This window comes from Iamia sp. SCSIO 61187 (assembly GCF_019443745.1).
Lineage (GTDB): Bacteria > Actinomycetota > Acidimicrobiia > Acidimicrobiales > Iamiaceae > Iamia.
Genome location: NZ_CP050948.1, coordinates 2,313,934 through 2,325,921 on the forward strand (window position 1 = coordinate 2,313,934; position 11,988 = coordinate 2,325,921).

Below are 11,988 nucleotides of genomic sequence, written 5' to 3' on the forward strand. Positions count from 1 at the left end.
ATGGACCGCCGACTCGTCATCAACCTCGTCACCTTCTTCGCCGTCGCCACCGGGATCATCGGCTACGGCTTCCTCAACCTGTTCGGCAACCCGTTCCTCGAGCCGGTGACGCTGGTGACCCGGATGCCCGAGACCGCCGGCCTCCGTCCCGGGTTCAGCGTGACCCTCGACGGCGTGGTCGTGGGCACCGTCGACCGGGTCGAGCTGGTCGAGGACGGCGTGGACATCACGATTGCCCTCGACGAGGGCCGGGAGGTCCCCGGCGACGCCGAGGCCCGCATCGTGCGGGCCAGCGCCATCGGGGAGCAGCGCATCGACCTGTCGCCCACCCAGGGGGGCACCGCCCCGCCGTACCCCGACGGGTCGCGGGTGCCGGCCGCCGAGGACGCCGTGCCACCGAACGTCGAGGAGGTCATCACCACGGTCCAGGACCTGCTCCGGGCCATCCCCACCGAGGACCTCAACACGGTGATCAGCGAGACCGCCACCGCCCTCCGCGGCCGGGCCGACGACATCCACTCGCTCGTCCGCTCCACCGAGATCATCACCACCGAGCTGCTCCGGCGCGACGACGACCTGCGAGCCCTGTTCGAGAACGCCCCGCCGGTGCTCGACGACCTGACCGAGTCCGGTGACGACATCCGTGCCGCCGTCGAGAACACCCGCCTGGTCACCGCCATCCTCGCCGACCGGCGCACCGACATCGTCGAGCTGCTCCGGGACGGGTCGACCCTGGCCGAGCTGGCCGACCCCATCCTCCTCGACACCCGGGCCGACCTCCACTGCCTGGTGGGGTCGTTGGGCACCCTGGTGACCCAGCTCGACGGCGCCACCCTGGCCGACCTCGACCGGGGGCTGCAGCTGTCCGAGACCTTCTTCGGGATCATCGACGACGTCGCCGTCCAGGGTCACACCGAGGACGTCGGCCACGGGGGCGGCACCCGCGACGACCAGACCTGGCTGCGCACCCAGCTCCTCCTGCCGCCGCCCGGGCCCCCCGGCCTCGCCTACGACCCCAAGGTGGCCACGCCGACGACCCGGCTGGGCGAGGCGTGCGACTCGCCCTTCGCCGGCGGGACCGGCGCCCCCCGCCAGCAGGACCCGGCCCCGGTCGAGGCCGGCGGCCGCATCGTGGATGCCAGCGGCCGGCCTGTCGACGGGGAGCTGGCCGCCCCGCCCGCCGACGGGGTGGGGGAGCAGGACCGCACGGCGCGCACGTCGAACCCACCGCTGATCCCCATCGTCGCCCTCGGCGTGGGCGGTGCGGTGCTCCTCTGGATCGCCGGCCCCCGCGCTCGCCGCCCCCGGAGGACCCGCACGTGAGCCCCACCACCACCCCGGACGCCCGCCCTGGGACCCGCCGCCAGGCGCGGGCCGCGGCCCGCCGCCCGGATTCGACCCCCGCCGCCCCCGAGGCCGGGGCCACCGAGGCCGGGGCCCCCGAGGCCGGGGACGGTCCCGATCGCACCTCGCCGTCCTCGCCCGGGGCACCGCGGCGGGGCGCCGCCGCTCCGGCCCGATCCCGGGCGGCGGCCCGCCCCGTCCCGTCGGTGGCGACCGTCTGGAAGGTGCTGGCCGTCCTCGGGGTCCTGGGCACCATCGGCTTCGGGCTGGCGTGGCGGGCGGCCGACTCCCGGGCGGCCACCGAGGACGGGCTCGCCCCGGAGGTGGTCGAGATGCGCACCGAGGCGCGGGAGTTCGGCATCGCCCTGACGAACTTCGACGCCGCGACCATCGACGCCGACTTCGACCGGATCCTCGACTTCGCGACCGGCGACTTCGCCGAGGAGGCCGACCGCTTCTACGACGAGGAGATCCGGGCCCAGCTGCGCGACGCCCAGGCCACCAGTCGCAGCGAGATCCGTGACATCTACGTGCAGGGCTTCTCGGGGGACCGGGGCGTCGTGTTCTTCGTCGCCGACCAGACGGTGGCCAACAACCGCAGCCCCCAGCCCATCACCGACACCCTCCGGGTCGAGCTGACCATGGTGCGGGTCGACGGCGAGTGGAAGGTGCAGACGGTCGAGGTCCTCGACGCCCCGCCGGGAGCCCAGCTGCAGGGCGCCGACCTCGGGGCGGAGGGCGGGGCGGGCGGCGAGCCCCCCGCTCCCACCACCACCGCTCCGGGCTGATCGTCGGCTCCGGCCCGGCATGACGGACGCCACGTCCGGCCGGGGCTCCGGGTGCGTTGCATCGGGGTGGGCGCGGCCTATGATCCGCCGCGATCGCCGACCACCACCCGGCTCCCGAAGGAACCCATGGCAGACGAAGAACCGACCGACGACGACGTCGAGATCGACCCCGAGGAGCTCGAGGACGACGACGAGGTCGACATCGACGCCGATGTCATCGAGGACGACGACGACCCCCTGGTCGTCGACGCCGATGTCGTCGGGGACGATGCCGAGCTGGTCGACGACGACGATGACGACGACGACGACGAGCCCGTCACCGGGAAGGCCAAGCCGGCCGGCGACGACGATGACGACGACGACGAGCCCGACCCCGACGACGTCGAGGAGGACCTCGACACCATCCTCAAGGACCGCATCGCCGCCACCGACGACGACGAGGACGACGACGAGGACGCACCGGTGGTCGAGGCCACGCCGGCCGAGACCGGCGGCCGGGTCCAGCCCAAGCGCCCGGGCGAGTTCACCTGCCAGTCCTGCTTCCTCGTGAAGCCCCCCAGCCAGCTCGCCGACGCCGACCTCCAGTACTGCCTGGACTGCGTGTGACCGACGAGCGCAAGGACGCGGTGGAGGCCGCCCTCGACCTCCTGGTGTACGCCCCGCTGGGGTTCGCCCTCGAGGCGCGGGGCCTGCTCCCCAAGTTCGTCGAGCGGGGCAAGAACCAGGTCACCATGGCCAAGATGGTCGGCCAGTTCGCCGTCCAGCAGGGCCAGGTCGAGGCGAACAAGCGCCTCGGGCCCGTCCAGGAGCAGGTCGAGGCCGTCCTGGCCGACCTGGGCCTGGTGCCCCGCGGCACCGCCGCCCCGTCGTCCTCGGCGCCGCCGCCGGCCCCGGCCGACGATCGCGCCCCCTCGGCCGACGTGGCCCCCGTCGTCGAGCTGGTGCCCGAGCCCGAGCCCGAGGCCGACGAGGTCCCGCTCGACCCCACCGCCCTCGCCATCCCCGACTACGACAGCCTGGCTGCCAGCCAGGTCGTGCCCCGGCTCCGGGCCCTCGAGCCCGAGGAGCTGGAGGCGGTGCGGGCCTACGAGTCCGCCGGTCGGGGGCGCAAGACCATCCTGAACCGCATCACCCAGCTCCAGAACGGCTAGGCCCGTGGAAGAGGTCCGGGTCGCCACCGAGGCCGACCTCGATGAGCTGGTCCGTCTGGCCGTCCTCGCGCGCGACGAGCTGGGGGTGGAGCGGGGCGGGCTCATGTGGCAGCTCCTGCACGGCCGGCCCGAGCCCCTCCCGGCGACCTTCGCCGCCGACCTGGCCGAGGCGGCCAGCGACAGCGGGGTCGTCCTCCTCGGGCTGTTCGCCGGGGTGCCGGCTGGCTACGCCCACGCCCACCGCGAGCAGCTGGGGGACGGGACCGCCATCGCCGTCGTCAGCGACGTCTACGTCGAGGCCGGGTTCCGGGCCGTCGGCCTCGGCGGGGCGCTCATGGAGGAGCTGATGGCGTGGGCCACGGCCCACGGCTGCCGGGGCATCGACGCCCTCGTGCTGCCGGGCATGCGCAACAGCAAGAACTACTTCGAGCGCTTCGGGCTCACCGCCCGGGCGATCCTGGTGCACAAGGACCTGGGCGGGGCCCCGTGAGCCCGGCCCTCCCCGTCCTGGGCGTGTCCGCCGTCGTGACCGACGGGGACGACCTCCTGCTCGTCCAGCGCGGCACGGAGCCCTACAGGGGCCTGTGGGCGCTCCCGGGCGGCCACGTCGAGGTGGGCGAGACCCTCGCCGAGGCCGTGACCCGCGAGCTGTTCGAGGAGACGGGGCTCGAGGGCGCCTGCGGCGAGCTGCTGGCGGCGCGGGAGGACCTGGGCGAGGGCGGGCACTACGTCGTGCTGGTCCACCGGGCCCACCTGATGGAGCGGGGCGAGGTGGTCGCCGGCGACGACGCCCGGGCGGCCCGGTGGGTGCCGCGGGGCGACGTCGCCGAGCAGGTGCTGGTGCCGGGCCTGGCCGAGCTCCTCAGCGAGCACGGCATCATCCCGACCATCGCCTGAGGGCTGCTGGCCCACGTCCTCCGACCCCGCCCGAGGGTCGGACGACGTGCTGCGCAGGGCGGTCCGCCCTACCGGCCCTTCCAGACGGGGTCGCGCTTCTCGGCGAAGGCGGTCAGGCCCTCGCTGAAGTCCTCGGTGCCGAACATCTTCATGATCCCCTCGCCGGACATCTTCCAGCCGACCTCGTCGGGCTGGTCGGTGGCCTCGATCACGATCTTGCGGCTCTCGGCCACAGCCAGGGGGGCGGCGGTGCAGACCTGGGCGGCCAGCTCCTGGGCCCGGGCCAGCGCCCCGCCCTCGGGGGCCAGGTGGTTCACCAGGCCGAAGTGGTGGGCCCGCTCGGCCGGGAAGTCGAGGCGGCCGGTGAGGGCCAGCTCCATGGCGATGTTGCGGGGGATCTTGCGGGGCAGGCGGAACAGACCGCCGGCGGCGGCGACCAGGTTGCGCTTGACCTCGGGGATGCCGAACACGGCGGTCTCGGAGGCGACGACCATGTCGCAGGCCAGGACGATCTCGGTGCCCCCGGCCAGGGCCGGACCGTCGACGGCGGCGATCACCGGCTTGGTGCGCTCGCGCTGGACGAACCCGGCGAAGCCGCCGCGGGCCGTCGACATGCCGCCGGGGTCGGTGGCCATCTGCTTGAGGTCGGCCCCGGCGCAGAAGATCCAGCCCTTGTCGGTCTGGCCGCCGGTGACGATCCCCACCCAGGCGTCGGGGTCCTCCTCCAGCTTGTCGATGGCCGCCTCCATGCCCTGGGCGACGGCGGTGTTGACCGCGTTGCGGGCTTCGGGGCGCTTGATGGTGATGACGGCGACGTGGCCATCCAGCTCGTACTCGACCATGGCCGGGACCATAGACGGCCCGGCGCCCCGCTCCTAGACCGAGCGGTCAAGAGCCCGCTCCTGGCCCGGTGGCGGCGCGGGGCGCGCCGGAGGTGTCGGAAGGGGTCAGCCCTCGGAGCCCTCGGGGCCGGCCGCCTCGTCCTCGGCGGCGGGGGCCTCGACCGCCGGCGGGGCGGTCTCGGGCGCCGTGGCCTCGGAGGCCTCGGCGGCCACGTCGGCCGCGCCCACGGGGGCGGACTGCTCCGGGGTCGCCGCCGGCGGGGGCGGGGGGACCGGCTTGTTGCCCTGGGGCGAGCGGGCGCCCTCGCGAGGCCCACCACCCTTGCCGCCACCGCGCGGGGCGCCGGCGCCGGGACCGCCCTTGCCGCGCGGCGGGCCACCCCGACGGGGGCGACGGGGCGCGGCGGTGGGCTCGACGCCGAAGGCCTGGGCGACCAGCGGCACCCGCTCGCCGAACCCGGCCACGGTGGCCTTGAGCTCGTCGCTGGGCTCGGCCGGGATCGACGCCGGGGCGACCCGGGCGTGGATGGGGGAGAGGGACAGGGCGTCGAGCACCGTCTCCCACCGGTCGGCGAAGGTGTCGGCGGTGAGGGCGGCGGTGGCGCTCTCGATCATCCGGGTCGCCAGGTCGGGGGGCAGCGGGGCGCCGGCCTTGGGCGGGCGGGAGCTGACCCGCAGGGCGCGCACGACGCGGCCGTCGTCGAGCAGGCCGACCATCTCGGCCAGCCAGGCGGCGTGGTCGGCCTCGACGCGGCGCTCGAGGCCCTCGCGCAGCTGGGCGGCCAGGGCCTTGGCCTCGTCGTCCTTGGCCGCCGAGTCGGCCGCCACGACCACCGTGCGCAGGTCGCGCAGGTCGAGCTCGTCGATGTCGGCCAGGGCGGCGTCGGCCCGGTCCCGCCACTCGGCGGCGCGGAGGCGGGGGAGGAGACGCTCGGCGAGGGCCTCCAGCTGGGTGGGGTCGACCTCGGGGCGGCCCTCGGCCCGGGCCTGCTGGTTCTGCTTCTCGACGGCCTGGCGGACGGCGGGGATGCCGCCCTTGAGGACCTCGTCGGCGATGGGGCGCTCGTGGGCCTCGAGCGTGTCGAGGACGGCGCGCCGGTGGGTGCGCTGGGCTCGCAGCCGCTTGGGGCGCGGCTTCTCGTCGACGGGACGGCGCGGACGGTCGGTCCGCGGGCCCCGGCCGGATCCGGCGCCCTCGCGGCGCGGCCCCCGGTCACCCGGGCCGCCGCGGCTGTCGTCGCGAGGGTGGCGGGCCCCGCGCTCGCCGCCGGGTCGATCGCCGCCCGGGCGTCCGTCGCGGCCGCCGGGCCGATCACCCCGCCCGCGGCCGGGACCACCGGAGCGGCCGTCGCGGCCGCGGCCGCCGCCCCGGCCGCCGCGGCGATCGTCGTCGCGGTCGCGGCGGCCCCGCTTGCCGACCAGCTTGCTGGTGACCAGCTCGTCGTCGGTCAGCTCCCGCCCGAGCAGCTCGAGGCGCTCGGGCTCCTTGCGGGCCTTGGTCTTGGGGGGGAGGACGGCGGTGATCTCGGTCCCGTCGAGCCCGATCTCGACCTCGACCCGCAAGACGTCGCCGGCGGTCGGGCTGCCGGGCAGCTTGGCCGCCTCGACCACCCCCTTGGGCTCGCGCGCTCCAGCGGCGCGCCAGGTCCAGGTCCCGTCGTCGCGGGCGCTCGTCAGCTCGATCTCGATCCGGCGGGCCATAGGCGGGCCACCGTACTCGTCGCCCCCTCCAGCAACGCAGGCCGATCCGCGGTCTCCGCCGTCAAGGGCGGTGCGACCAGGCGCGGCGCGGTGCGGGCCTCAGGCGAGCGAGGCGTAGACGGCCTCGATGAGGGCCCGGTTGCGGGTGCTCTGCCAGCGGGGGATCAGGTGGTTCATGGCGTACCCGAAGGCGATGCCGGCATCGGGGTCGGCGAAGCCGAGGGCGCCGCCCGAGCCGTAGTGGCCGAAGGACCGGCCGTTGGGCCCGAGGGGGCGGCGGGCCGTGGTGGGCTGGAAACCGACGCCGTAGGTCACCTCGTCGCCGAGGATCGGGCACCGGGCCGTCACCCGCGGGGCGGTGGCCCGGGCGAGCAGCGTGGGGGAGAGGAGGCGGTGGGGCTCGAGGAGGGCGGCGTACAGGCGGGCGATGCCCGACGCCGATGCGTGCCCGCTGGTGGACCCGATCTCGGCGGCCCGCCAGGCCGGGGTGTTGACCAGGCCGATCGACGAGTAGCCGGGCGGGTTGAACAGGGAGAGGGCGTTCATGAGGAGGTCGCCCTCGAGGCCGGAGAAGGAGTCGAGCGGGGGGAGCGGGGAGCCCGGGTCCCAGATGATGTCGGCGCAGCGGTGCTGCTCGGCGTCCGGCACGCCGAACCACACGTCGGCCCCGAGCGGGCCGGTGACGGCCCGCAGCCGCTCGCCCGGCATCTGCCCGGTCGCCCGGTGGACGATCTCGCCCACGAGGTGCCCGAAGGTGTTGGTGTGGTACGCCAGCCGCTCGCCGGGCACCCACCAGGTCTCGGTGGCGGCGAGGGCGGCGGTCATCGTGGCCCACGAGAACAGGTCGGCGTCGGTGAGCGGCTCGCGGATGGCGGGCACGCCCGCCCGGTGGGTGAGGGCGTGCTCGACGGTGGCGCCGGCCTTGCCCCCGGCGGCGAAGTCGGGCCACACCTCGGCGACGGGCTGGTCGAGGGCCAGCACCCCGTCGTCGACGAGCTGCAGGGCCAGGACCGCCAAGATGGCCTTCCCGACGGAGTAGACGTCGACGATGGTGTCGTGCGTCCACGGCCGGGTGCGCTCCTCGTCGGCCCACCCGCCGACCAGGTCGACCACCACCTCGCCCCGGTGGACGACGTGGACGGCGCCGCCGACCTCGCCCCTGTCGGTGAAGTTGCCGACGAACGCCTCCCGCACCGCGGCGAAGCGCGGGTCGACCCACCCGTCGATCGGAACCGTCACCCGGCGAGTCTGCCGCACCACGCCCGCCGCCCCACGTGGCACCATCGGGCCCGTGACCGGCAGGCGGGCTGCGGCCCCGACCCTGGACGACCTCGTCCTCCTGCGGCGCGTCCGGGACCGCATGGACCGCGAGCACGCCCAGCCGCTCGACGTCGAGGCCCTGGCCCGCGGCGTCCACATGTCGGCCGGCCACCTCAGCCGGCAGTTCCGGCTGGCCTACGGCGAGTCGCCGTACTCGTACCTGATGACCCGGCGCATCGAGCGGCCCATGACCCTGCTGCGGCGGGGCGACATGAGCGTCACCGACGTCTGCTTCGCCGTGGGGTGCCAGTCGCTGGGCACCTTCAGCACCCGCTTCACCGAGCTGGTCGGCGTGCCGCCCAGCGTCTACCGGCGGGAGGCGGGCACGGCCACGGAGGGGATCCCGCCCTGCGTCGCCCGGCGGGTCACCCGACCGGTCAGGAATCGAGAAGCACGCGTCGCCGCCCCTCGCGCATCCTGATCGCCATGGACATCACCATCCACACCACGTTCCTGCCCCACACCGACCCGGAGGCCTCGCTGGCCTTCTACCGCGACCTGCTCGGCTTCGAGGTCCGCAAGGACGTCGGGTACGAGGACATGCGGTGGATCACGATCGGCCCTCCCGGCCAGACCGACACCAACGTCGTGCTGACGCCGCCGGCGGCGGACCCGGGCATCACCGACGACGAGCGCCGCACCATCGCCGAGATGATGGCCAAGGGCACCTACGCCAGCATCATGCTCGGGACCCCGGACCTCGACGGCACCTTCGAGAAGATCCAGGCCGGCGACGTCGAGATCGTGCAGGAGCCGACCGAGCAGGACTGGGGGGCCCGGGACTGCGCCGTCCGCGACCCCGCCGGCAACATGGTGCGCATCCAGGAGGTCCGATGACGGAGGCCGCGGCGGCCGACAGCCACGACATGATCCGCGTGCAGGGCGCGCGGGAGAACAACCTGAAGGACGTCAGCGTCGAGCTGCCCAAGCGGCGGCTGACGGTGTTCACCGGCGTCTCCGGGTCGGGCAAGAGCTCGCTGGTGTTCGCCACCATCGCGGCCGAGTCGCAGCGGCTGATCAACGAGACCTACAGCGCCTTCGTGCAGGGGTTCATGCCCACCCTGGCCCGCCCCGAGGTCGACCTGCTCGACGGCCTGACGACGGCGATCATCGTCGACCAGGAGCGGCTGGGGGCCAACCCCCGGTCGACGGTCGGCACGGTCACCGACGCCAACGCCATGCTGCGGATCCTCTTCAGCCGGCTGGGCCAGCCCCACATCGGCCCGCCCAACGCCTACTCGTTCAACGTCCCCTCGGTCTCGGCCAGCGGGTCGGTGGCGGTCGATCGGGGCGACAAGACGAAGCGGGAGAAGGTCACCTTCAACCGCCTCGGGGGGATGTGCCCCCGCTGCGAGGGGCGGGGGTCGGTCAGCGACTTCGACCTCACGGCGATGTACGACGCCACCAAGTCGCTCAACGAGGGGGCCCTGACGATCCCGGGCTACAGCATGGAGGGCTGGTACGGCCGGATCTTCCGGGGCTGCGGCTACTTCGACCCCGACAAGCCGATCGGGAGGTTCACCAAGCGGGAGCTCCACGACCTCCTCCACCGCGAGCCCACCAAGATCAAGGTCGAGGGGATCAACCTCACCTACTCCGGGCTGATCCCGCAGATCCAGAAGTCGTTCCTGTCCAAGGACGTCGACGCCATGCAGCCCCACATCCGGGCCTTCGTGGAGCGGGTGGTGACGTTCACGACCTGCCCCGACTGCGACGGCACCCGGCTCGGCCCCGAGGCCCGGTCGTCGACGATCGGCGGCACGAGCATCGCCGACGCGTGCGCCCTGCAGATCAGCGACCTGGCCGAGTGGGTCCGGGGGCTGGACGAGCCGTCGGTGGCCCCCCTCCTGGCCGGGCTCCAGCACCTGCTCGACTCGTTCGCGGCGATCGGGCTCGGGTACCTGTCGCTCGACCGGCCGTCGGGGACCCTGTCCGGGGGTGAGGCCCAGCGGACCAAGATGATCCGCCACCTCGGTTCGTCGCTGACCGACGTCACCTACGTCTTCGACGAGCCCACGATCGGCCTCCACCCCCACGACATCGAGCGGATGAACGCCCTCCTGCTCCAGCTGCGGGACAAGGGCAACACCGTCCTCGTCGTGGAGCACAAGCCCGAGACGATCGCCATCGCCGACCACGTCGTGGACCTCGGGCCCGGCGCCGGCACCGCCGGTGGCACCGTGTGCTTCGAGGGCACGGTGGAGGGGCTGCGGGGGAGCGCCACCACCACCGGTCGCCACCTCGACGACCGGGCGACGCTCAAGCCGTCGGTGCGTGCCGCCACCGGGGCGCTCGAGGTGCGGGGGGCGTCGACGCACAACCTCCAGGACGTCGACGTGGACATCCCGCTCGGGGTCCTGTGCGTGGTGACGGGCGTGGCCGGGTCGGGCAAGAGCTCGCTGATCCACGGCTCGGTCGCCGGCCGCGACGGGGTGGTGGTGGTCGACCAGGGCGCCATCCGGGGGTCGCGACGGAGCAACCCGGCGACCTACACCGGGCTGCTCGACCCGATCCGCAAGGCCTTCGCCAAGGCCAACGGCGTGAAGCCGGCGCTGTTCAGCTCCAACTCGGAGGGCGCCTGCCCGACGTGCAACGGGGCGGGCGTCATCTTCACCGAGCTGGGGGTGATGGCGACGGTCGAGTCGCTGTGCGAGGAGTGCGAGGGGAGGAGGTTCCAGGCCGCGGTCCTGGAGCACACCCTGGGCGGCCGGAACATCGCCGAGGTGCTGGCCATGTCGGTCACCGAGGCCGAGGCCTTCTTCGCCGACGGCGAGGCCAAGGTCCCCGCCGCCCACAAGGTCCTCGACCGCCTGGCCGACGTGGGGCTCGGCTACCTCAGCCTGGGCCAGCCGCTCACGACCCTGTCCGGCGGTGAGCGCCAGCGGCTCAAGCTGGCGACGCAGATGGCGGACAAGGGCGAGGTCTACGTCCTCGACGAGCCGACCACGGGCCTCCACCTGGCCGACGTCGGCCAGCTGCTCGGCCTCCTCGACCGCCTGGTCAACGCCGGCCGCTCGGTCATCGTCATCGAGCACCACCAGGCCGTCATGGCCCACGCCGACTGGATCATCGACCTCGGCCCCGGCCCCGGCCACGACGGCGGCAGAGTGGTCTTCGAGGGCCCCCCGTCCGCCCTCATCAAGAAGAAGACCCTGACCGCCAAGCACCTCGCCCAGTACGTCACCACCGCCTGACCGCCGTGCCACGTGGTGCCAGGACTGCCCCGCCAACGGTTGGTCGGCGCGGGTCACGTGGTGTCAGGCACCAAGTGGCCGGGGATCGCCGGCCCCACCGGGGTGGGCAAGGCCACGTGGTGCCTGACACCAAGATGACCGTCTCCCCGCGCGCTGGGCGACATTATCGGCGCCTCAAGAGCGCACGCGGCGCAGACCGTCTCCCCGCGCGCTGGGCGACATTATCGGCGCCTCAAGAGCGCACGCGGCGCAGCCGCCTCCCCTCGGAGGCGCCGATAATGTAGGTTCTGTCAAGTAACCCCACCGGTCCGGGGTTCGATCCAGAGGGCGGCGGCCGGGCGGGCGTTGTCGAGGAGCCAGGCGATGGCTCGGCGCAGCTCGGCGGGGTCGTCGCCGGCGTCGGCCAGGTCGGCGTCGGCGTCCTCGATGGCGGCCTGCAGGCAGTACAGCGCGCCCTGGAGCTCCTCGACCGCCTGGCGGGCGACGATGACGTCGTCGTCACCGAGCCCGTGGACGGCGGCCAGCTTGCGGGCCATGTGGGCCTGCTGGCGGCACCCGGGCCGGCAGTACCTCCGGGGCCGGCCGGTGCGGGCCCGGTCCGGGAGCCGGCGGCCGCACCACCGGCAGCGCTCGTCGGCGCGAGGGTCGCGCCGGGGGGCGGATCCCCCGCCCTCGTCCCCGACCGGTCGTTTCGTCACGTGACGAAACGTAGCCCGATGCGGAGGGGCGGGCGGTGGATGCTCCGTGCGCG

General features: G+C 74.3%; 13 protein-coding genes. 9 read left to right on the plus strand and 4 right to left on the minus strand.

Features of this window, described 5'->3' with window-relative positions; translation table 11 throughout:
- The 6 genes from HC251_RS11150 (at window position 1) to HC251_RS11175 (ending at window position 4,180) form a co-directional block, all read left to right on the plus strand.
- Entirely contained in the window at window positions 1-1,323 is a 1,323-nt protein-coding gene (locus tag HC251_RS11150; RefSeq protein WP_219945357.1) for an MCE family protein, read from the plus strand.
- On the plus strand, window positions 1,320-2,132 hold the full coding sequence (locus tag HC251_RS11155) for a hypothetical protein (protein ID WP_219945358.1): 813 nt from the start codon (window positions 1,320-1,322) through the stop codon (window positions 2,130-2,132). The genes HC251_RS11150 and HC251_RS11155 overlap by 4 nt, the downstream gene beginning before the upstream one ends.
- 126 nt (window positions 2,133-2,258) lie before the next feature.
- Window positions 2,259-2,738 (plus strand): DUF4193 family protein, encoded by a 480-nt coding sequence (locus HC251_RS11160; protein ID WP_219945359.1) that lies wholly within the window; start codon window positions 2,259-2,261, stop codon window positions 2,736-2,738.
- On the plus strand, window positions 2,735-3,283 hold the full coding sequence (locus HC251_RS11165; RefSeq protein ID WP_219945360.1) for a hypothetical protein: 549 nt from the start codon (window positions 2,735-2,737) through the stop codon (window positions 3,281-3,283). The genes HC251_RS11160 and HC251_RS11165 overlap by 4 nt, the downstream gene beginning before the upstream one ends.
- A 4-nt stretch (window positions 3,284-3,287) precedes the next feature.
- The gene (locus HC251_RS11170; protein ID WP_219945361.1) at window positions 3,288-3,773 is read left to right on the plus strand and encodes a GNAT family N-acetyltransferase; all 486 of its coding nucleotides are present in this window, start codon (window positions 3,288-3,290) and stop codon (window positions 3,771-3,773) included.
- The gene (locus HC251_RS11175; RefSeq protein WP_219945362.1) at window positions 3,770-4,180 is read left to right on the plus strand and encodes an NUDIX hydrolase; all 411 of its coding nucleotides are present in this window, start codon (window positions 3,770-3,772) and stop codon (window positions 4,178-4,180) included. The genes HC251_RS11170 and HC251_RS11175 overlap by 4 nt, the downstream gene beginning before the upstream one ends.
- Before the next feature lie 68 nt (window positions 4,181-4,248).
- On the opposite strand, the gene HC251_RS11180 is transcribed toward HC251_RS11175, so the two are convergent.
- The 3 genes from HC251_RS11180 to HC251_RS11190 form a co-directional block, all read right to left on the minus strand.
- A complete protein-coding gene (locus tag HC251_RS11180) occupies window positions 4,249-5,022 on the minus strand; it encodes a crotonase/enoyl-CoA hydratase family protein (protein ID WP_255566689.1) in 774 nt (257 codons plus the stop codon).
- A gap of 105 nt (window positions 5,023-5,127) precedes the next feature.
- A complete protein-coding gene (locus HC251_RS11185) occupies window positions 5,128-6,723 on the minus strand; it encodes a hypothetical protein (protein WP_219945364.1) in 1,596 nt (531 codons plus the stop codon).
- Between the two features lie 99 nt (window positions 6,724-6,822).
- On the minus strand, window positions 6,823-7,962 hold the full coding sequence (locus HC251_RS11190) for a serine hydrolase (RefSeq protein WP_219945365.1): 1,140 nt from the start codon (window positions 7,960-7,962) through the stop codon (window positions 6,823-6,825).
- Between the two features lie 52 nt (window positions 7,963-8,014).
- On the opposite strand from HC251_RS11190, the gene HC251_RS11195 reads away from it, so the two are divergent.
- From HC251_RS11195 to HC251_RS11205, 3 genes are read left to right on the plus strand one after another with little or no spacing between them, the layout of a single operon-like run.
- Window positions 8,015-8,464: a helix-turn-helix transcriptional regulator gene (locus HC251_RS11195; protein ID WP_219945366.1), complete on the plus strand. Its 450-nt coding sequence runs from the start codon at window positions 8,015-8,017 to the stop codon at window positions 8,462-8,464.
- 5 nt (window positions 8,465-8,469) lie between these two features.
- Complete coding sequence (locus HC251_RS11200) at window positions 8,470-8,880, plus strand: VOC family protein (protein ID WP_219945367.1); 411 nt, start codon at window positions 8,470-8,472, stop codon at window positions 8,878-8,880.
- A complete protein-coding gene (locus tag HC251_RS11205; RefSeq protein WP_219945368.1) occupies window positions 8,877-11,237 on the plus strand; it encodes an excinuclease ABC subunit UvrA in 2,361 nt (786 codons plus the stop codon). Before HC251_RS11200 ends, HC251_RS11205 begins: the two co-directional genes overlap by 4 nt.
- A gap of 290 nt (window positions 11,238-11,527) precedes the next feature.
- On the opposite strand, the gene HC251_RS11210 is transcribed toward HC251_RS11205, so the two are convergent.
- Window positions 11,528-11,935 carry a hypothetical protein gene (locus HC251_RS11210; RefSeq protein WP_219945369.1) on the minus strand — a complete coding sequence of 136 codons (408 nt, stop codon included), beginning with the start codon at window positions 11,933-11,935 and terminating at the stop codon, window positions 11,528-11,530.
- Window positions 11,936-11,988: the final 53 nt, after the last annotated feature.

Coding starts and splice junctions, on each gene's coding strand:
- HC251_RS11200 (WP_219945367.1), top strand. CDS start 8,470: ATGGACATCACCATCCACACCACGTTCCTGCCCCACACCGACCCGGAG.
- HC251_RS11180 (WP_255566689.1), bottom strand. CDS start 5,022: ATGGTCGAGTACGAGCTGGATGGCCACGTCGCCGTCATCACCATCAAG.
- HC251_RS11150 (WP_219945357.1), top strand. CDS start 1: ATGGACCGCCGACTCGTCATCAACCTCGTCACCTTCTTCGCCGTCGCC.
- HC251_RS11185 (WP_219945364.1), bottom strand. CDS start 6,723: ATGGCCCGCCGGATCGAGATCGAGCTGACGAGCGCCCGCGACGACGGG.
- HC251_RS11160 (WP_219945359.1), top strand. CDS start 2,259: ATGGCAGACGAAGAACCGACCGACGACGACGTCGAGATCGACCCCGAG.
- HC251_RS11205 (WP_219945368.1), top strand. CDS start 8,877: ATGACGGAGGCCGCGGCGGCCGACAGCCACGACATGATCCGCGTGCAG.